The sequence below is a fragment of the Streptomyces sp. NPDC001135 genome (genome assembly GCF_053598395.1).
This window is the reverse complement of the sequence record NZ_JBSFKD010000004.1, coordinates 305,093-324,559: the sequence shown is the minus strand read 5'-3', so window position 1 is coordinate 324,559 and position 19,467 is coordinate 305,093. Positions and strand designations below refer to the sequence as shown.

The following is a 19,467-nucleotide window of genomic DNA, read 5'->3' as shown; positions in this document are numbered from 1 at the left end:
CCGCCGCCGCGGGGGCCACGTGTGTGCCGTACGGGTGGTAGTGCCGGAAGGCCCGGCGTTCCGCCGGGCGGCACCGTCACGTACGGCTGACGCAGACGAGGTTGAGCAGATGGGAGCCACAGGGGGCGGGTACGGGTCCCGGACCCGCTCGCCCTGGCAGGGCACCCGGCGGCAGGCACTCCAGGGCGCGACGACGCGGGGAGAGCAGTGCGAGCAGCACGAACGCGAGGAGCACGGCCCCGGCCGTGCCGCGCGGACCGGCCGGCAGGTCCGCGGGATCGCAGCACACGCTGCCGTGCCCGGGGTGTTCGTCCGCCCCGTGACCCGGGTCGCCGTCCTCCGCCACCTCCGGGCCGGATCGCGGCACAGCCGCTCCGGCCGCCTCGTGCGGCGCCGGCGCGGCCACCGGTGCGTCATGGGCGCGGCCGTCGGCGAGGTGCCCGGCACACGCGACGGCGTGGGCCAGGAGCAGCAGCACCAGTCCCAGGAGGAGGGCGAGGGCCGGTGTGCGCACCCCCGCGCAGCCGGCTGATTCCTGCGGCATGCGACCGATGGTAAGCGGGCGATCACGGTCCGACTGCTTCTGCCACGCGTCGTGGAAGACGAGTGTCGGGCAGTCTCCCGGTCACGCCCGCGGCGTGTTCGGCTGTCTGGTCAGGGGTGTCCCACCAGGGGCGGGAGGATGTGCCGACAGGACTGCGCCGCGTGCCGGCCGGCGGTGCGCCCGGGCCTCGTCGGCCCGGTGCCGTGCGCGGTCGGATGCCGGCCGTCGCTCGGTGCGGGGAACATGGTGGCCGGCCGAACGCTCCAGACGTCACCGCGCCGCGTGAGGCAGACGGCGTGCAGGGGCGATGTCCGCAGGTGCCAGAAGGCTCGTGCGGGTGCCGAGAGGGCGTGGACGAGGAGAGCCCGCCACACGGCCGGTTCGGCGACGACCAGGGCCTGGCCGGTGTCGGGGGGCAGGGCGGTGAGCCAGAGCGCGGTCCGCCGGCAGAGCTGGCGTACGGTTTCGCCGCCGTGGGGTGCCGCATCCGGGTCGGTGAGCCAGGCACTGTAGCCGTAGGGGTCTGCGGCGACGATGTCGGCCGCCGTGCGGCCGCGCCATGCGCCGTAGTCCAGGTCGCGCAGCGCGGGCTCCGCCGTGGCCCTCAGCGCGAGGGCCGCGGCGGTTCGGGCACAGCGGGTGGTGGGAGACCGCATGGCCGTCCTGCCGGGGCCAGGCGTCGTCAGGACGGTGTTCACCGCGTCGATGTCGCGGCCACTGGGCGGAGCGTGCCCGAAGACCGCGTCTGCGGGGTGCGCGCACACAAGTGTCAGGCTGATCGTCATGCGGCTGCCCTCCTCATGTGGCCCGGCGTGACGCCGCCGGGATGCGACACCGCCAGGTCGATGCCGCTCGGCCGTCGTCCCGGCCCCCTTGCGGCCGCAGCGAGCGGTCTCCACCGCCGCCGGCGCCGCCTCGGTCCGACCCGTTGCGTTCCACGTTCTCCAGGGTTCGCGCACCCCGTCGCCGTAACCATCCGGCAGCAGGCCGGAGCGTCCCCGCCGACCGGCCGGCCCCGGCCCCGCCACCTGGCCGGTCATCCGTCTCGGGGAGCGGGGCGCCGCCCGGCGTGGTACGACGGACGGTGATCCGACGGCGAGTGGGAGCGTGCGTGGTCCGGGTACTGGTGGTCGACGACGAGGCCCTGATCCGTACGGGCTTCCGGTGCATCCTGGACGCCGCGGACGATCTCGAGGTCGTGGCGGCGGTTCCCGGCGGGGAGGCGGTACGGACGGCGCGGGAGATGCGCCCGGACGTCGTACTGCTGGACATCCGCATGCCGGACGTGGACGGACTGTCCGTCCTGGCCGAGCTGCGCCGGCTGCCGCAGCCTCCGGTGGTGGCCATGCTCACGACGTTCGACATGGACGAGTACGTGGCCACGGCCCTGCGCTGCGGGGCGGCGGGCTTCCTGCTCAAGGACACCGACCCGGAGCAGTTGCCGTTCCTGGTGCGCGCCCTGGCCGACGGGGGAACCGTCCTGTCGTCCAAGATCACACGGACCGTCGTGGACGGTTACCTCGAGGCCAGCTGCCAGGGAACCGCCGCCCGCGGCCTGGACCGGCTGACCGAACGCGAACGCGCCGTGCTCGTCCTGATCGCCGAGGGACTGTCCAACGCTGACATCGCCGCCCGCATGCACCTGGGCACCGGCACGGTGAAGGATCACGTGAGCGCCATCCTCACCAAGCTGGAGGTCGGCAGCCGCGTCCAGGCGGCCCTGGCCGCCGAACGCGCAGGACTCCTCAGACCGCCCCGAGACCTGGAGCCGGGATGATGCCCCGCCGCCTGGCCGGCGCACTGCGCGACGCCGGCTTCGTCGGCGCCGCACTGCTGGACGTCTGGGTGCACGTCGGCGTGGACGAGCCGCTGCGCATGGGTCTGGCCCTGGCCGCCGCCTGTCTGCTCCTGCTGCGCCGGCGCCGGCCGCTGCCCGTCTTCCTGCTCACCTTGCCCGCCGTCCTGCTGTCGGACGCGACCTTCGCCGCTCTGGCGGCGCTGTACACCCTGGCCACGCGTACCCGCAGGCGCGTGCTGCTGGCCGTGTGTGCCATGGCCTTTACGCTCTGCGACATGACCTCCTGGTCGCCGCCGCCGCATCTGGACCTGTGGACCGCCTCGGCGTTGATCACTCTGGGCTATACAGCGGCGACGGCCGCGGCCCCCGTCTTCCTCGGCCAGCTGGTTCAGGCCCGGTGTGATCTGTCGCTGCGGCTGGCGGAGATCTCGCAGGCCCGGGACCACGAGCGGCGGCTGAGCGCGCAGGCGGTCCTGGCCGAGGAGCGTGCGCAGCTGGCACGCGAGATGCATGACGTGGTCGCCCACCAGGTGAGCCTGATCGCCGTGCGGGCGGGGGCGCTGCAGGTCGGCACGCAGGACGCCGGAGCGAGGGAGGCCGCGGCCACCATCCGGCGGCTGAGTGTGCAGACACTCGACGAGCTGCGGCACATGGTCAACGTCCTGCGCGACTCCCGCAGCCGCCCCAGGGAACTCACTCCGCAGCCCTCCCTGGCCGACCTGCGTCGGCTGATCGACGCCAGCGGTATCGACACCGACCTGACGACGGATCTGCCCGCCGGACTTCCGCCGGCTCTGCAGCGCGCCGTCTACCGCACCGTCCAGGAAGCGCTGACCAACGTACGCAAGCACGCGCCCGGCGCCACCGCGACCGTACGCGCCTGCTGCAAGGACGACGCCGTTCGTGTCACGGTCGGCAACACCGCGCCGACCCGGCCCGCACTGCCCCTGCCCAGTGCGCACTACGGCCTGGTCGCCCTGCGGCAGCGCGCCGCCCTCCTCGGCGGCACCGTCACGTTCGGACCCACCCGCGACGGCGGCTGGGAGGTTGTCCTGGAGCTGCCGGTCGAGCCGGCCTCGTGACCGGCTTGCCGCCGCTCCGGTCGACCGGGGACCGGATCGGGCACGGCCCTCTTGCTGCATAGAATTCGCATCTGAAGAATCAACGCAGCAAGGCACCGCCCCGACATCGTCCCGAGAGAGCCGCCCATGACCACGACCGCCCCATCCGTCCGACCGAACCGACGGTTCGACCGGGGCGAGACACGCCGCCTGGTGGCGATGTACGGCTTCGTGGCCGCGCTGCACGTCGTGGGCTTCGGCCTCTTCGCCTACTACAACGACCGGTACCACGGCCTCGCCGACAGCCAGGGCACACTCCTGTACGCCGGGGCGGCCGGGCTCGCGTACACCCTGGGAATGCGCCACGCGTTCGACGCCGACCACATCTCGGCGATCGACGACACCACGCGCTACCTGCTGCAGAAGGGGAAGCGTCCGCTCGGGCTGGGGCTGGCGTTCTCGCTCGGCCACTCGTCGGTCGTGTTCGGCCTGTCCCTGGGCATCGCCTTCGCCGCGCAGGCGGCGAACCGCTTCCAGGCCGGCTTCGCCGAGATCGGCGGGGTGGTCGGCACGCTGGTCTCCGGCGTGTTCCTCTACGCCATCGCCGCCATGAACCTGGCCGTGCTGCGCGGGATCTTCCGCACCTGGCGGGAGGCCAAGCAGGGCCGCCACCAGCCTGAGGAGCTGGAGCAGCTGCTGTCCGACCGCGGCCTGATGAACCGCGTCTTCAAGGGCCGTTACAACAAGCTCATCGAGCACAGCTGGCAGCTCTACTTCGTGGGCCTCCTCTTCGGCCTGGGCTTCGACACCGCCACCCAGGTCGGGGCGCTGGGCCTCGCGGCGGGCTCGGCCGCGGACGGCACGCTGCCGCCGCTCGCGATCATCGCGCTGCCGCTGATCTTCGCCGCCGGCATGAGCCTGATGGACACCACCGACGGCGTCTTCATGGCGAAGGCGTACGAGTGGTCGTTCTCGAACCCCGTGCGCAAGATCTACTACAACCTCACCATGACCGGCCTGTCGATCTTCGTGGCGTTCGTCGTCGGCACGGTCGAGCTGGTCTCCCTGCTCGCGGAGCGGCTCGGTGCGGCCGACCGCGCGCCCTGGTCGTGGCTGGCCGCCGTCGACCTCAACACGATCGGCATCGTCATCGTGGTCACCTTCCTGGTGACCTGGATCGGCGCCGTCGCGCTGTGGAAGGTGCGCCGCTATGACGAGCGGTATCCCGCGCGCCCAGGCCTCCCGCTCACGTCCGCGACACAGCCTTCCGCCCTGCCCTCCCCCGACCACGGCTGACGACGGCGGCCGGTCACGTCCGGTGGCGTGACCGCCCCCAAGGGCCCTGGCACGGGGACCGGCGCGGACGGAGAATGTGGTGTGGGATGCCTCCCGGGGAGGTGAGCTGCGGTGACGTACTGGGACGGCGGCTGGGTCTGGATGGCGTTCATGCCGCTGCTGTGGATCGCGCTGATCGGGCTGGCGGTCTGGGCCGTGGTCCATCTGACACGGCACCCGACCGGTCGCGGTGACGGCGCGGATCGCGGGTGGACGCACAGGGAGACACCGGAGGAGATCCTCGACCGGCGCTTCGCCTCCGGCGAGATCGACGCGGACGCCTACCACGAGGCGCGCAAACACCTCGCCGTCCACCGGCCCGGACCCAGGTGAACCGAGTGCGTGACCACCGGCTGCCCCCGACGCTGCGGTGAGGAGCCCCGCGCCCGCCGCCACCGGGCCGCCGTTCGCCCGGGTGAACATGGTGTGCTTCCGCGTGTCCCGAACCGGAGAGCGGTCGCTCGCGTCCATCGTTGTTCGGGTCGTGCGCATGACGGTGGCATGTGCCAATCCGTACCCGAATCACTCGCCCGGCCGCCCCTGCGGCCAGAGAGGCTTGGGCCCCGTGACCCCGGTGAAGACCCGCAGAGCAGGCATCGCCAGCAATCGCTTCCCCACGGGCGAGGAACTGGCACGCCTGGCGGTACCCCGGGGCTTCCATCCGGCACTTGTCCCGGAGACCCTCGCGCTCCGCCTCGACCGACATGTGGCAGCCGTCTCGGGGGCCGCTGCCGATGCACGTGCGGCGCAGCCCGATTCGACCGAGGCATTGCTGCCGGTCCGGGAGTTCCACGACTGGCTGGTGCAGCTGACCGGGTCGCTGACCCGGACACGCGTCGACCACCGACAGCTCTGCGCAGCGGACCGGGACCGGTTCAACCAGGCCCTGCAGGACCTCCATGCCGATGGCCGCTACCAGGCCCTCGCGGCAATTCACTCGGACGTGAGCCACCGGATGCACTCGATGATGGGATCCATCGGCACCCAGCGATTCCTGCCCTGGCACCGCGTCTACACCCTCAAGTGCGAGGACCTCCTGCGCACCCGGTCCGCGGACCTCACCGTGCCCTACTGGGACTACGCGAACGACCACGCGCGACCCGACTGGGTGTGGCAGCCGCCCACGGTCACACGCGACAGGCCGGGCCCGCCGGGGACGTCCCTCCCGCCCCAGGCGGTTGTCGACGCACTGATGCAGAAGCGGACCTACACGTCGTTCACCCGGGGCGTGGAGAACGACGCCCACAACGGCGTGCACAACTGGTGCAACGGCACCATCAGCGACCCCGCCACGGCGGCCCAGGACCCGATCTTCTGGCTCCTGCACGCGAACGTCGACCGCATCTGGGACCACTGGCAGCTGACGCACACCGGAACGCCGACGCTCTCCCACCAGGACGCCGTCCTGGATCCATGGCTTTCGTTCACCGCGACGACCGCCGACGACATCACGCAACTCGGTTACGCCTACGCGTAACCCTTGGGCGCCGCATCGGCGAAGCACCACGGCGGACCGCGCGGAGGCGGCGCCCCTTGCCTGGAGGGGCGCCGCCGGCCGGGGACGGTCGGCGTACGGCCACACCGACCACGCACACGATCCGTCGACCTGGCGCTACGCAGCGTAATGCCGCACGGTCGCAGGTGACCTTCAGTGCCGCAAGGTCGATACTTCCCATAGGCGGGACGGGCCGCTCCCTCCACCGGACGGCCGTCGGCGCCTGACGCCCCGTCATCGAGGTCAGCGCCGAATCGGCGAAAGCCCGCCACGACCCGCCCCCGACCGCAACGGACAACGCAACCGAACCACCAAGATCAAAAATCGCCCTCTGTGCCGGTGACCTGCCAGGACGCAGGTCTTGCGCCCCCAGTGCTACGTTCACGAGGAGATACCCATGAGGATGCTGATCAACGTGCCGGAGACCGTCGTGGCGGACGCGCTGCGCGGGATGGCGGCCGCGTATCCGGACCTGACCGTGGACGTGGAGAACCGGGTGATCGTCCGCCGGGACGCCCCGGTGGCCGGCCAGGTCGCGCTGGTGTCCGGCGGCGGGTCGGGGCACGAGCCGCTGCACGGCGGGTTCGTCGGCCCGGGCATGCTCTCCGCCGCCTGTCCCGGAGAGGTGTTCACCTCGCCCGTACCGGACCAGATGGCGCGCGCCGCGGCCGCCGTGGACAGCGGCGCGGGGGTGCTGTTCATCGTGAAGAACTACACGGGTGACGTGCTGAACTTCGACATGGCCGCGGAACTCGCCGAGGACGAGGGCATCCAGGTCGCCAAGGTGCTCGTCAACGACGACGTGGCCGTCACCGACAGCCTCTACACCGCCGGCCGGCGCGGCACCGGTGCGACCCTGTTCGTGGAGAAGATCGCCGGTGCCGCCGCGGCCGAGGGACAGCCACTGGAACGCGTGGAGGCCATCGGGCGCCAGGTGAACGAGAACGCGCGCAGTTTCGGTGTGGCCCTCAGCGCCTGTACGACCCCGGCGAAGGGCAGCCCCACCTTCGAACTGCCGGACGGTGAGCTGGAGTTGGGCATCGGCATCCACGGTGAGCCGGGCCGGGAGCGGCGGCCGATGATGACCTCCGGGGAGATCGCCGACTTCGCGGTGAACGCGATCCTGGAGGACATGCCCCCGCGCAACCCCGTGCTGGTGCTGGTCAACGGCATGGGGGCCACCCCGCTGCTGGAACTGTTCGGTTTCCACGCCGAGGTGCAGCGGGTGCTGCGCGAGCGTGGCGTCGCCGTGGCCCGCACGCTCGTCGGCAACTACGTCACGTCCCTGGACATGGCGGGCGCGTCGGTGACGCTCTGCCAGGCCGACGAGGAGCTGTTGCGGTTGTGGGACGCGCCGGTGAAGACCCCGGCGCTGCGCTGGGGGATGTGATACGGCGGACGAGGCGACCCTCACCCGTGGCACGCCGGTCATCATCCCTACCACGCAAGGAGATCCAGTGCTCGACGCCGACTTCTTCCGCCGTTGGATGGCGGCGACCGCCGCGTCCGTCGACCGCGAGGCGGACCGGCTCACCGCCCTCGACTCGGCCATCGGGGACGCCGATCACGGCAGCAATCTGCAGCGCGGCTTCACGGCCGTGCGGACGGCCCTGGAGAAGGAGGCACCGGACAGCCCGGGTGCCGTACTGACCCTCGCCGGGCGGCAGCTCATCTCCACGGTCGGCGGCGCGTCCGGGCCGCTGTACGGCACCCTGCTGCGCCGGACCGGCAAGGCACTCGGCGATGCCGCCGAGGTCAGCGCGGAGCAGCTGGCCGAGGCGCTGCGCGCGGGTGTGGACGGGGTGATGGCGCTCGGCGGGGCGGCCCCCGGCGACAAGACCATGATCGACGCTCTGGTCCCGGCCGTGGACGCGCTCGGTGACGGCTTCGCCGCCGCGCGGGCCGCCGCCGAGGAGGGCGCGGTGGCCACCACGCCACTGCAGGCCCGCAAGGGCCGGGCGAGTTATCTCGGCGAGCGCAGCATCGGCCACCAGGATCCGGGCGCGACGTCGTCGGCGCTGCTGATCGCCGCGATGGAAGAAGCGGCGGAGGGCTGACGGTGAGCGACGAGAAGCTGGTCGGGATCGTGCTGGTCTCGCACAGTGCGGAGGTGGCCGCCTCGGTCGCCGAACTGGCGAAGGGGCTGGCGGGCGGGGCCACGGCGGTGCCCGTGGCCCCGGCCGGCGGTACCGAGGGCGGCGGGCTCGGCACCAGCGCCGAGCTGATCTGCGCCGCGGCGGCCTCCGTCGACCGGGGTGCCGGGGTCGCGCTGCTCACCGATCTCGGCAGTGCCGTGCTCACCGTGAAGGCGCTGATCGCCGAGGGCGACGAACTGCCGGACGGGTCACGGCTGGTGGACGCGCCCTTCGTCGAGGGCGCGGTGGCCGCCGTGGTCACCGCCGCCACCGGCGCCGGCCTGGACGCGGTCGAGGCCGCGGCGAGGGAGGCGTACGGCTACCGCAAGACCTGACCGCGCCCCGGGGACGCGGTGGTCATCTGTCCGCGACGAACAGTCTGGCCAGCCGCGCTCCGGCGGTTGCCGCCGCGGCGTCGTCCTCGATGTGCTCCACGCGCGAGTTCCTGAAGATGATGTAGGTGACACCGGAGGGGGCCCCGCCGCCGCGCGGGTCGGCCCGGATGCCGAGGCGCCGGGCGGTGGCGTAGGAGGCCTCACCGATGAGGTCGCTCGGACCCGTGTCGCCGACCACGGCGTACTGCACCCGGCCCCGGTAGACGACGGCGGCGATGGAGCCGCCGCGTACACCGTCCTTGCGGGGGTTCCAGATACGGCTCGGGGCCGGTACGACGATGTAGGGCAGGGTCTCGGCGTTCAGATGGCGGCCGTCGGACTGCTCGTAGGCGGTCGCGTCGGCGAACTGCGGGTCGGTACGGCGGTTGCAGCGGGCGGTGGACTGGCCGTCGCAGTCGACGTCCAGGTCGGCCTTCCAGTAGACGGCACCCCGGGTGCCGCAGACGGGGACGCTCGCGGGGCTGTCGGTGTCGGTGCGGTACCGGCCCCGGGAGATCTGGTGACACTCCCCCAGCCGGGCCAGCAGATCGGTGGCGGCCACGGCGCCCCCACCACGGGCCATGGACCGTTCCCCGGGTGGGAGCGCGACCGCCGGGACGGGCAGCGCGGCCGGGGCGAGCAGGGTGGCGCCGGCGACGGCCAGCGTCAAGGACGGGACACGCACGATGAGGGACCCTCTCGACGGGGACGGGCGGACATCCAGCACACTGTGGTGCCGGTACACGGCTCCGGCAGTCCGGGCCACTCCGAAGCGGCCGGATGGAGCACGCTTATGACACCCCGTGAGGGACAACTCCACCGACCGGCCCAATCGACGGCGACAACAGGGGCCGGGGATCCAGCCCGAAGCCGGTCCGGAGCCCCGGCCACCCGCGCCGGCGCGGGTTCGGCGACGACAGCGTGTCCGCGCCACAGGCATGAACTTCCCTTCCCTCGCGGGAAGTTCAGCCGTAAGAACTATCAGCATACGTAACGCTCACAGCGGCCACCACCGCGGCCCTCTTGCCACCCCGCGCCCGCCGCGCCATATTGGTCCGGACCTTTACGTGACGCCGACGCCGTCCCCGGGGAGGCAGAGCCGTGCGACGCGTTCCCTGGCCGCTCGGCCCGGTGTGCGGGGCCCTGCTGCTGGTCGCGGCCTGTGGCTGGAACCGGGCCGCCGACGGCGACGAGGGCCGGGCACCGGGCCCTCCGACCGGGGTCACCGCGCGGGCGGGCAGCGCCACGAGCGTGCACGTCATGTGGAACGCGGTACCGGACGGGCCCGGCATCCGTGCCTACGAGGTATATCGCGGCACCACAATGGTGGAGGAAGTGCCGGGTACGCAGCACATGGTGGACGTCACCAGGCTCAGGCCGTCCACCCTGTATGCCTTCACCGTGCGGGCCCGGGACAGCGCGGGCCGGCTCGGCCCGCCGAGCCCGGCGGTGCGGACACGCACACCCGCCAGGGCCGCGGCGGACCGTTCGGCGCCGACCCGGCCGTCGGGACCCGCCGGGCGGATCGTCGGCAGCCGCGCGGTCCAGCTGTCCTGGGGCGCCTCCCGGGACGACCGGGGTGTGGTGTCGTACGACGTGTACCAGAGCGGGACGAAGATCCACAGCGTCGGCGGGGACCAGACCGCGACCGTGGTGACCGGACTGCGCCCCGGCACCGGCTACGTGTTCACGGTGCGGGCCCGCGACGCCGCCGACAACCTCTCCCCCGCGAGCGCCCCGGTCCGCCTCACCACCCCGGGCACCGACGACGGCCGGAACACCGCTCCCACCGGCTTCACCATGACGACCCACCGGGCCGGCGGCGCGTACTACCTCGACCTGTCCTGGGACCCGCCACGCGTGGACGGGGTGATCACCGAGTACCAGATCCGGCTCGACGGCGCCTCGGCCACCTCGCTGGTGTGGGGCGGCACACCCCCGCGCGGACGGGCCGGCTACAGCTTCTACGTCGGCCGGAGCGCGGGCGAGGAGCACCGGGTACGGCTGCGGGCACGGCTGCCGGACGGCACCTGGGGCGGCTGGTCGGCGCAGCGGACGGTGACCACGGGCGGCTGACGGGCGCATCCCCACGGCGTGTCGCCTTGCGCCGGACGGAGGAAACCGTCACCTGGCCGGGTGTCTCCGGGGTGCGGGCGGGCCCGTGGCCGCGTTGGCTGCTGCCGAGGCGCACGGACGCTTCCCGACCCCGGCGGCGCATGGGACGTACCGCCAACCGTGCCGCCGGAGGCCAGCCCATGCACACCTCGCGACTCCTCGTCCGCTCCGGTCTGTTCCTGGCGGCCGCAGCGGCACTCCCGACCGCCCTCGCCGGCCCGTCCGCCGCGGCTTCGGGCATCTCCGTCAGCACCACCGGGTCCACCGTCTCGGTGGTCACCAGCGCCTGCACCCAGATCAACGGCAGCTGGGGCACCGCGGCCCTGCTCGGCAGCCGGCAGGCGAACTTCGCCCAGGGCCGGCAGGTGGCCCTGTCGGGTACGACCATCAGCCAGTCCGCGGCCTGGTCGGGAGTGAGCCCGGGGACGTACACCGTGGTCGTGGTCTGCTCCAGCGGCAGCACGGCGGGCGCCCAGTCGGTGATCGTCTCGGCGCCCTCGGCGCCGACGATCTCGTCGACGTCCACGCCGGCGCCCTCCCGGGGTGTGATGGGCGGCGCGGGCGGCGCCACCCGGGACTACGGCTCCCTGACGCTGGGCCTCGGCGGAGCCCTGGTAGGCGCCGGAATGATCGCCACGGGCTGGTACCTGCGCCGGCGTTCGCGGCCGTACCGGCTCTGAGCGGGGCTCAGTCGGCGTCGGGCAGTTCGGCGAACTCCGCCAGGGCGTGGGTGAGCCACTGGGTCCAGAAGGTCTCCAGGTCGATCCCGGCCCGCAGCACGAGGTGGCGCAGCCGGTCCTCGGGGGCGTCGCGGTCCGGCGGGAAGTCGCGCTCCTCGATCTTCCGGTACGTGGCCAACTGCCGCCGGTGCAGCTCCAGATGGCGGCGCAGATCCGCCTCCAGACCGGCCGTGCCGACCACCGCCGCGGCCCTCAGCCGCAGCAGGAGCACGTCCCGCTGGGGCCTCGGGTCCTGGGCGGTGCCGGTCCAGCGGGCCAGTTCGGCGCGACCCGCGGGCAGGACCTCGTAGTTCTTCTTCTGCCCGCGGGCCGGCTGCTCGGCCGGCAGCGCGCGGATGAACCCCTCGGCCTCCAGCCTCCCCAGCTCGCGGTAGATCTGCTGGTGCGTCGCGGACCAGAAGTAACCGATCGACTTGTCGAACCGGCGGGTCAGCTCCAGTCCCGACGACGGCTTTTCCAGCAGGGCGGTGAGGATCGCGTGCGGGAGTGACATGGGCTCATCCTAGGGACGTGCTCGGGGCGCCCTACAGGGCCGCGGCGAGCTCCGTGCCCTGCTTGACGGCCCGCTTGGCGTCCAGCTCGGCCGCGACGTCCGCGCCACCGATCAGATGGACGCTGCGCCCGGCGGCGGACAGCTCCTCGTACAGGTCGCGACGCGGCTCCTGGCCGGTGCACAGGACGACCGTGTCGACCTCCAGGACCGTGCTCTCGCCGCCGACGGTGATGTGCAGGCCCGCGTCGTCGATCCGGTCGTAGCGCACGCCCGGGACCATGGTCACGCCGCGGTGCTTCAGCTCGGTGCGGTGGATCCAGCCGGTGGTCTTGCCGAGGCCGGCGCCGACCTTGGTGGTCTTGCGCTGCAGCAGGTGGACCTGGCGGGGCGGGGCCGGCCGCTGGGGGGCCGCGAGGCCGCCCGGCGTCCGGTACTCCATGTCGACGCCCCAGTTCCGGAAGTAGGTCCCGGGGTCCTCGCTCGCCTTGTCGCCGCCGTCGGTGAGGTACTCGGCGACGTCGAAGCCGATGCCGCCCGCCCCGAGGATCGCGACGCGGTCGCCGACGGGAGCGCCGTCCCGGAGCACCTCCAGGTAGCCGAGGACACGGGGGTGGTCGACGCCGGGGATGTCCGGGGTGCGCGGGGTGACGCCGGTGGCGACGACGACCTCGTCGTAGCCGGCCACGGTCTCGGCGGTGACCCAGGTGTCGAGGCGTACGTCGACCCCGTGGGCGTCGAGCTGGTGGCGGAAGTAGCGCAGCGTCTCGTCGAACTCCTGCTTGCCGGGGACCTTGCGGGCGACGTTGAGCTGGCCGCCGATCTCGCTCGCGGCGTCGAACAGGGTGACCGCGTGACCGCGTTCGGCGGCGGAGACGGCGCAGGCGAGTCCGGCCGGGCCGGCGCCGACGACGGCGACGCGCTTCTTCAGCCGGGTCGGGGCGAGCACCAGCTCGGTCTCGTGGCAGGCGCGCGGGTTGACCAGGCAGGAGGTGATCTTCCCGCTGAAGGTGTGGTCGAGGCAGGCCTGGTTGCAGCCGATGCAGGTGTTGATGGCCTCCGGTGTGCCCGCGGCGGCCTTGGCGACGAAGTCGGGGTCGGCGAGCAGCGGGCGGGCCATCGACACCATGTCCGCGTAGCCGCCGGCCAGCAACTCCTCGGCGACGTCGGGGGTGTTGATGCGGTTGGTGGTCACCAGGGGCACGGACACCTCGCCCATCAGCTTCTTGGTGACCCAGGTGTAGGCGCCGCGCGGCACGGAGGTGGCGATGGTCGGGATGCGGGCCTCGTGCCAGCCGATGCCGGTGTTGATGATCGTCGCCCCGGCGGCCTCGACCGCCTTGCCGAGGGTGATCACCTCGTCCAGGGAGGAGCCGCCGGGGACCAGGTCCAGCATGGACAGGCGGTAGACGACGATGAAGTCCTCGCCGACGGCCTCGCGCACCCGCTTGACGATCTCGACGGGGAAGCGCATCCGGTTCTCGTAGGAACCGCCCCAGCGGTCGGTGCGCTGATTGGTCCGCCCGGCGATGAACTCGTTGATGAGGTAGCCCTCGGAGCCCATGATCTCCACGCCGTCGTAGCCGGCCTGCCGGGCCAGACGGGCGGCGCGGGCGTAGTCGTCGATGGTCCGCTCGACGTCGGCGTCGGTCAGTTCGCGCGGCACGAACGGGCTGATCGGCGCCTGCAGGGGGCTCGGCGCGACGAGGTCCTGGTGGTAGGCGTACCGGCCGAAGTGCAGGATCTGCAGCGCGATCCGGCCGCCCTCGCGGTGCACGGCCTCGGTGACGACCCTGTGCTGCTCGGCCTCCGCCTCGGTGGTGAGCTGGGCGCCGCCCTCGTACGGCCGGCCCTCCTCGTTGGGTGCGATGCCGCCGGTGACGATGAGGCCGACACCGCCGCGGGCGCGGGCCGCGTAGAACGCCGCCATCCGCTCGAAGCCGCGCTCGGCCTCCTCCAGGCCGACGTGCATGGAGCCCATGAGCACGCGGTTGGGCAGTGTGGTGAAGCCGAGGTCGAGCGGGGTCGTCAAGTGCGGGTAACGGCTCATCGGGCCCTCCGTGCGCGGTGTCGTCGCCTCTTGTTGTAGAGGACGGCCGAGCCTTTATGCAACTAGTTGCACAAGGGGGCCGACGTGACACCAGCCACTCTGTACCTACTAGTATGTACACACCGGGAAGCACATCCCCGCCCCGAAAGGACGCTCCGCCATGCCCTTCGTCCGGATCGACGCACTCGGCACCGACCCCGCCCGGCTCGACGCGCTCGGCCAGGCCGTCCACGACGCTCTGGTGGAGACGCTCGGCGTCCCGCCCGAGGACCGCTTCCAGGTGCTGACCGGCCACGACGGCGTCACCAGCACGCTGCGCTACGACGACCACCTGGGCGTGCGCAAGGACAGCTCGGTGGTGTTCGTCGCGATCACCATGCGCTCGGGACGGCCCCCGGAGCTGAAGCGCGCGCTGTACCGGAGGATCGCCGGGCTGGTGCACGAGCGCACCGGAACCGAGCAGCGCAACGTCGTCGTCACCGTCACCGAGAACACGTGCGCCGACTGGTCCTTCGGCGACGGCGAGGCGCAGTACGCCCCGGCCGGCGCGGAGCCGGACGGGGCGCTGCGGTAGCGGGGAGGAAGGTCAGCGGCTCTGCAGCCGCAGATGCAGATCCCTCTCCTGGTCACCGGAGGCCGTGCAGGTCTCCTCGACGGTGAACATGGCGTCCAGCGTGTGCCGGAACCGGTCCACGGCCCAGTAGCCGCCCTGGACGTCCGCCTGGACGGACGCGCCGAGGTGGACCGGCTCGCAGCCCTGGCCACGGGCGTCCGCGACGTCGTAGGTGCCGAGCCACACCATCGGCCGGACCTCGTGGAGCTGCTGAGGGATCTCGTCCGCGCCCCGGTCGGACGCGAAGCAGGAGCTCAGCGCGTCGAAGACGAGGCGGGCGTCCTCCTTGTCACCGCTGATCTCCACCGTGACGGTTTCCGGATGCGACCGCTCCGTGTGTGCCATTGATCGCTCCTTTCGTGGCCGCGCTGCGGTGGAACGGGGTACCCCGCCGAACCGCGTCCATCCTCAGGAAAGCACCACCGGCCGGTCCGCACACCCCAGGCGGGCTCAGCCGCGGGAGAACCTGTACGTCTTGCTGTCCGTCAGCACACAGAAGCCCGGCGAGACGACGATGACGCGCAGGATGCCGGTGCGGCGGTCGTAGTCGACGCCCTCCGCCTCGAAGGTGCCCGAGCAGAAGCTGCGCAGCGGCAGCTGGCGCAGGGCGGTCACATGGCCGACGACGTCCGAAGAGCCGCTGGGCGGGGCCGACAGGTCGATCTGGAGCAGCGGTTTGGTGAGGCCGAAGAGGCTGCCGTCCGGGTCGTCGGAGGAGCACAGCAGGGTGGTGGGGGCGGAGAAGTCGCAGCCCTGGACGTCGCGGACGGCGTGGTCCAGGTGGACCGTCGAGGCCTGCGGGAGGTTCGCGGAGGGCGAGGTGGCCGGGTTGACGCCGGGCGCCGGGAAGACCAGCAGGCGGTTCATCGTGCCCCACTCGCCCGAGAGCATCCACTGGCCGTCGGGCGAGATCGCGTCCCAGGAGTTGTTCAGGGCCTCGCCGGGGCTCAGCGTGTGGACGTACTCCGACCAGGTGCCGTCGGGCGCTTGGACGCGGTACATCTTCGAGTTGCCGGAGTCCTGCTGATAGGGCTCGATGTAGTAGCCGTTGTACGAGGCGTCCGGGTCGCCGACGTGGTTCCAGCCGCGGCTGGAGACGCTGAACGGGATCGTCCCGATGCCCGTGTACCGGTTGGGGCTGTTCGCCGGGATCTCGACGGAGGTCAGCCCCTGGCTCTCGGTGAGCGGGTCGGCGCGGTCGGAACCGGTCTCGGTCCAGGTGTCGGCCGCGGCGGCGGGTCCGGGTGCGGCGAGCGACACGACGACGGCGGTGGCGAAGGTGACGAGTCCGGCGAGAACTGCGTGACAACGTTGCCGGGCGGACGCGGGCATGGCCGACTCCTCGGACGGGGGCGGGGCGGTGGGCGGGAGACACTCGGACGGCGGACAGTCTGGCGTGGCGCGGTGGTCATGTACAGGCCAATGGAGCAACATGAGCGTGAACTCTCCCGGCCCGCCGCACCGGCGTGCACGATGTCCGGGAGAGCGGTCGCGCCCCCGCGTGGCGGCTTCGTCGAACGTGCACCGCTGGGGTGAGTAATGGTGGAGGTAGCCGGCGAAGGCGTCGGGGAGTCGGGTGTGAGTGCGGTGGAACCAGGGGAGTCGGCACGGGGGACGACGTGCCGTGCCAACGGGCGAAGGCGGTGCATGGCGTGAGTGCAGCCGAGGCTCCGGTGACGGAGGGCGGCGAGCCGGTGCGCGGGCCGATGCGGCCCGGCGGTCTGCTCGACGTCCTGGGCGTGGCCTCGGTGGTGCTGGACACCACCGGGCGGATCGTGCTGTGGAGCCCGCAGGCGGAGGAGCTGTTCGGGTACAGCGCCGGCGAGGCCCTCGGCCAGTACGCCGCCCGGCTCATGGTCCACGAACGGCATCTGGAGCTCGTCGGCAAGCTCTTCGCCGATGTGATGCGCACCGGGCAGAGCTGGGCCGGCGGCTTCCCGATCCGACACAAGGACGGCAGCACCCGTCTGGTGGAGTTCCGCAACATGCGGCTGCTGGACGACCGCGGTGACGTCTACGCGCTCGGACTCGCCGCCGACCAGTCGACCGTACGGCGGCTGGAGCAGGACGTGGCGCTGTCCGAGCGGATGGTGAAGCAGTCACCGATCGGCTACGCCGTCCTGGACACCCAGCTGCGGTTCGTCTCGGTCAACCCGGCCCTGGAGAAGATCAACGGGGTGCCGGCCGACGAGCACGTGGGCCGGACGCTGCCCGAAGTGCTCCCCATGCTGAACTCCGAGCCCGTGGAGACCGACGCCCGGCAGGTGCTGGAGACCGGCGTGCCCGTGATCGACAACACCGTGATCGGCCGTACCCCCGCCGACCCGGACCAGGACCACACCTGGGCGCACTCGCTGTACCGGCTCGAGGACGCGATGGGCAACGTGCTCGGTGTCGCGGTCTCGGTGGTCGACATCACCGAGCAGCACCGGGCCTCGCTGGCGGCGGAGGCGGCCCGGCGCCGGCTCGCGGTCGTCGCCGACGCCTCCGCCCGGATCGGTACGACGCTGGAGCTGGACCGCACCGCCTGTGAGCTGGCCGACGTCGCCGTGCCGGAGCTGGCCGACGTGGCCGCCGTGGACCTGCTGGACGCGGTGGTCGAGGGCCGGCGCAGCACGCTCGGCCCGTCGCAGGCGGCGGTGATCCGGGCCCTGGCGGTGCGCCCGCAGGACGACTCGGACGCCGTACGGGCCGCCGACCCGCCCGGCCGGATCGCCCGGTACGCACCCGACCGCCTGGTCACCGAGTGCGTACGCTCGGGCGAGGCGGTGCTGGTACCGCACGTGAAGGACGACGACCTGCCGCGCATCGCCCGCTCCGCCGAGGCCGCCGAACTGCTGGGCCGGGCGGGACTGCACTCGTATCTCGCGGTGCCCCTGATCGCGCGGGGCGAGGTGCTCGGCGCCCTCGACCTCAAACGCACCCGCAATCCGGCGCCCTTCGACGAGGACGACGTACTGCTCGCCCGGGAGCTGGCCGCCCGCGCGGCCGTGCAGATCGACAACGCGCGCTGGTACCAGAGCGCCCGCAACACCGCCCTGACCCTGCAGCAGAGCCTGCTGCCCGGTCATCCGCCGGTCATGACCGGCCTGGAAGTGGCCTCCCGCTACCAGCCCGCCGGGGCCACCAGCGAGGTCGGCGGCGACTGGTTCGACGTCATCCCGCTGGAGGGCGGCAAGACCGCGCTCGTGGTGGGCGATGTGATGGGCAGCGGGATCAGCGCGGCCGCGACCATGGGCCGGCTGCGCACGGCGACCACCACGCTGGCCGCCCTCGGCCTCGACCCGGCACTGCTGCTGGAACACCTGGACAAGACGACGTCGGCCCTGGACCACTCCATCGCGACCTGCGTGTACGCCGTGCACGATCCGCATCTGCGGCAGTGCCGGATCGCCAACGCCGGCCATCTGCCACCGGCCCGGGTCCGCCCGGGCCGGCCGCCGGAACTCCTGGAACTGCCCACCGGGGTGCCACTGGGTGTCGGCGGCGTCGAGTTCTCCACCGTGACGGTCGACTTCGAGCCGGGTGACGAGCTGGTGTTCTACACCGACGGACTGGTGGAGACCCGCTGCCACTCCCTGGACGAACGCCTGGACTTCCTGCTGTCCCTGCTCGACGACCCCGCCCGCCCGCTGGAGGAGACCTGCGACCTCCTCCTGCGCACCCTGCACCACCCCGACAACCACGACGACGTCGCCCTGCTGATCGCCCGGGCGCAGGAACTGCCCTGACGGGTTACGGCAGTACGCCGATCACCACGTGCGCGGACAGCTCCTCCGACACCGCCAGACGGGTCGTCAGACCCGCGCCGGTCAGGGCCCGGACGGCCGCCGGTGCCTGGCGTTCACTGGTCTCGGTCAGCAGACAGCCCCCCGGCGCGAGCCACTCGGGCGCCCCGGCGGCCACCCGGCGCAGCACGTCCAGGCCGTCCGCACCGCCGTCCAGGGCGACGCGCGGTTCGTGGTCGCGGGCCTCCGGCGGCAGCAGGGACAGTTCGGCGGTGGGGACATAGGGCACGTTGGCGGTGAGGATGCCGACGCGGCCGCGCAGTGCGGCGGGCAGGGCGCCGTAGAGGTCGCCGGTGTGGACCCGGGCGCCGAAGGCGGCGAGGTTGCGGCGGGCACACCGTACGGCGGCGGGGTCGATGTCGGCGGCATGCACCTCGGCATCGTCCAGGGCGGCGGCGAGGGCCGCGCCGAGCGCGCCCGAACCGCAGCACAGGTCCACGACGAGGCTCGCGTTCGGCGCCTGGGCCAGCGCCTGGCCGACCAGGAACTCGGTACGGCGGCGGGGGACGAACACCCCCGGTTCCAGGGTGATGCGCAGCCCGCGGAACTCGGCCCAGCCGAGGACCTGTTCCAGCGGGAGTCCGGCGACGCGCCGGTCCACCATCGAGGACAGTTCGTCCGCGGTGCCGGCGGCGGCGAGGATCAACTCCGCCTCGTCCTCGGCGAAGACGCACCCGGCGGCCCGCAGCGCGGAGACGACGGCGGTGAGAGAACGGGACGATGACGAGGACGAAGATGACGAGGACGAAGATGTCGAACGCGACGAAGGGGGCATGGAGGCGACGGGCCTTTCGGGAGCGCGAGAACGTCAGGGCGCTCCCGCGGTCACCGCTGCCGGTGCACCGCGTCGTCCTGAGGAGAGAGCACCCCGGCTGACACAGCGGTGATGGGTCCCACCTCCTCGCGACCGGGGCCGCGACCGCCGCGAC

Annotated in this window: 20 protein-coding genes; 12 read left to right on the top strand and 8 right to left on the bottom strand. The window is 72.6% G+C overall.

Features of this window, described 5'->3' with window-relative positions:
- Positions 1-76: 76 nt before the first annotated feature.
- Both ACWC94_RS08540 and ACWC94_RS08535 read right to left on the bottom strand, forming a co-directional pair.
- Positions 77-544 (bottom strand): hypothetical protein, encoded by a 468-nt coding sequence (locus ACWC94_RS08540; protein WP_450795636.1) that lies wholly within the window; start codon positions 542-544, stop codon positions 77-79.
- Positions 545-654: 110 nt separating this feature from the next.
- Complete coding sequence (locus ACWC94_RS08535; protein WP_450795635.1) at positions 655-1,329, bottom strand: histidine phosphatase family protein; 675 nt, start codon at positions 1,327-1,329, stop codon at positions 655-657.
- A 326-nt stretch (positions 1,330-1,655) separates the two neighbouring features.
- Here ACWC94_RS08535 and ACWC94_RS08530 point away from each other — a divergent pair, with 326 nt between their 5' ends.
- From ACWC94_RS08530 to ACWC94_RS08495, 8 genes are all read left to right on the top strand, one after another.
- Entirely contained in the window at positions 1,656-2,321 is a 666-nt protein-coding gene (locus ACWC94_RS08530; protein ID WP_450795634.1) for a response regulator, read from the top strand.
- On the top strand, positions 2,318-3,424 hold the full coding sequence (locus tag ACWC94_RS08525) for a sensor histidine kinase (protein WP_450795633.1): 1,107 nt from the start codon (positions 2,318-2,320) through the stop codon (positions 3,422-3,424). Before ACWC94_RS08530 ends, ACWC94_RS08525 begins: the two co-directional genes overlap by 4 nt.
- Positions 3,425-3,550: 126 nt before the next feature.
- Positions 3,551-4,699: a HoxN/HupN/NixA family nickel/cobalt transporter gene (locus ACWC94_RS08520; RefSeq protein WP_450795632.1), complete on the top strand. Its 1,149-nt coding sequence runs from the start codon at positions 3,551-3,553 to the stop codon at positions 4,697-4,699.
- A gap of 111 nt (positions 4,700-4,810) precedes the next feature.
- Complete coding sequence (locus ACWC94_RS08515) at positions 4,811-5,071, top strand: SHOCT domain-containing protein (protein WP_450795631.1); 261 nt, start codon at positions 4,811-4,813, stop codon at positions 5,069-5,071.
- Positions 5,072-5,303: 232 nt separating this feature from the next.
- On the top strand, positions 5,304-6,215 hold the full coding sequence (locus ACWC94_RS08510; RefSeq protein WP_450795630.1) for a tyrosinase family protein: 912 nt from the start codon (positions 5,304-5,306) through the stop codon (positions 6,213-6,215).
- A gap of 415 nt (positions 6,216-6,630) precedes the next feature.
- Positions 6,631-7,623: a dihydroxyacetone kinase subunit DhaK gene (gene dhaK, locus ACWC94_RS08505; RefSeq protein WP_450795629.1), complete on the top strand. Its 993-nt coding sequence runs from the start codon at positions 6,631-6,633 to the stop codon at positions 7,621-7,623.
- Positions 7,624-7,690: 67 nt separating this feature from the next.
- Entirely contained in the window at positions 7,691-8,290 is a 600-nt protein-coding gene (dhaL, locus tag ACWC94_RS08500) for a dihydroxyacetone kinase subunit DhaL (protein ID WP_450795628.1), read from the top strand.
- A 2-nt stretch (positions 8,291-8,292) separates the two neighbouring features.
- Positions 8,293-8,703, top strand: a complete 411-nt coding sequence (locus ACWC94_RS08495) for a PTS-dependent dihydroxyacetone kinase phosphotransferase subunit DhaM (RefSeq protein ID WP_450795627.1) — start codon at positions 8,293-8,295, stop codon at positions 8,701-8,703.
- Positions 8,704-8,725: 22 nt separating this feature from the next.
- On the opposite strand, the gene ACWC94_RS08490 is transcribed toward ACWC94_RS08495, so the two are convergent.
- Positions 8,726-9,427, bottom strand: a complete 702-nt coding sequence (locus ACWC94_RS08490) for a glycoside hydrolase family 75 protein (RefSeq protein WP_450795626.1) — start codon at positions 9,425-9,427, stop codon at positions 8,726-8,728.
- A gap of 416 nt (positions 9,428-9,843) precedes the next feature.
- On the opposite strand from ACWC94_RS08490, the gene ACWC94_RS08485 reads away from it, so the two are divergent.
- Both ACWC94_RS08485 and ACWC94_RS08480 read left to right on the top strand, forming a co-directional pair.
- Positions 9,844-10,818, top strand: coding sequence for a fibronectin type III domain-containing protein (locus tag ACWC94_RS08485; RefSeq protein ID WP_450795625.1), 975 nt, complete (start codon positions 9,844-9,846; stop codon positions 10,816-10,818).
- A 179-nt stretch (positions 10,819-10,997) separates the two neighbouring features.
- Positions 10,998-11,537 carry a hypothetical protein gene (locus ACWC94_RS08480; RefSeq protein ID WP_450795624.1) on the top strand — a complete coding sequence of 180 codons (540 nt, stop codon included), beginning with the start codon at positions 10,998-11,000 and terminating at the stop codon, positions 11,535-11,537.
- Between the two features lie 7 nt (positions 11,538-11,544).
- Here ACWC94_RS08480 and ACWC94_RS08475 read toward each other — a convergent pair whose 3' ends face one another.
- Entirely contained in the window at positions 11,545-12,090 is a 546-nt protein-coding gene (locus ACWC94_RS08475; RefSeq protein ID WP_450795623.1) for a PadR family transcriptional regulator, read from the bottom strand.
- A 31-nt stretch (positions 12,091-12,121) separates the two neighbouring features.
- The gene (locus ACWC94_RS08470; RefSeq protein ID WP_450795622.1) at positions 12,122-14,137 is read right to left on the bottom strand and encodes an oxidoreductase; all 2,016 of its coding nucleotides are present in this window, start codon (positions 14,135-14,137) and stop codon (positions 12,122-12,124) included.
- A gap of 160 nt (positions 14,138-14,297) precedes the next feature.
- Between ACWC94_RS08470 and ACWC94_RS08465 the strand changes: the two genes are divergently transcribed.
- Positions 14,298-14,711, top strand: a complete 414-nt coding sequence (locus tag ACWC94_RS08465; RefSeq protein WP_450795621.1) for a tautomerase family protein — start codon at positions 14,298-14,300, stop codon at positions 14,709-14,711.
- Positions 14,712-14,723: 12 nt separating this feature from the next.
- On the opposite strand, the gene ACWC94_RS08460 is transcribed toward ACWC94_RS08465, so the two are convergent.
- Together ACWC94_RS08460 and ACWC94_RS08455 are read right to left on the bottom strand one after the other, a co-directional pair.
- Complete coding sequence (locus ACWC94_RS08460; protein WP_450795620.1) at positions 14,724-15,095, bottom strand: hypothetical protein; 372 nt, start codon at positions 15,093-15,095, stop codon at positions 14,724-14,726.
- 105 nt (positions 15,096-15,200) lie between these two features.
- On the bottom strand, positions 15,201-16,082 hold the full coding sequence (locus tag ACWC94_RS08455) for a hypothetical protein (RefSeq protein ID WP_450795619.1): 882 nt from the start codon (positions 16,080-16,082) through the stop codon (positions 15,201-15,203).
- 374 nt (positions 16,083-16,456) lie between these two features.
- On the opposite strand from ACWC94_RS08455, the gene ACWC94_RS08450 reads away from it, so the two are divergent.
- A complete protein-coding gene (locus ACWC94_RS08450; RefSeq protein WP_450795665.1) occupies positions 16,457-18,481 on the top strand; it encodes a SpoIIE family protein phosphatase in 2,025 nt (674 codons plus the stop codon).
- Between the two features lie 4 nt (positions 18,482-18,485).
- Here the strand turns inward: ACWC94_RS08450 and ACWC94_RS08445 are convergent, their stop codons facing one another.
- A complete protein-coding gene (locus ACWC94_RS08445; protein WP_450795618.1) occupies positions 18,486-19,313 on the bottom strand; it encodes a putative protein N(5)-glutamine methyltransferase in 828 nt (275 codons plus the stop codon).
- Between the last annotated feature and the right edge of the window lie 154 nt (positions 19,314-19,467).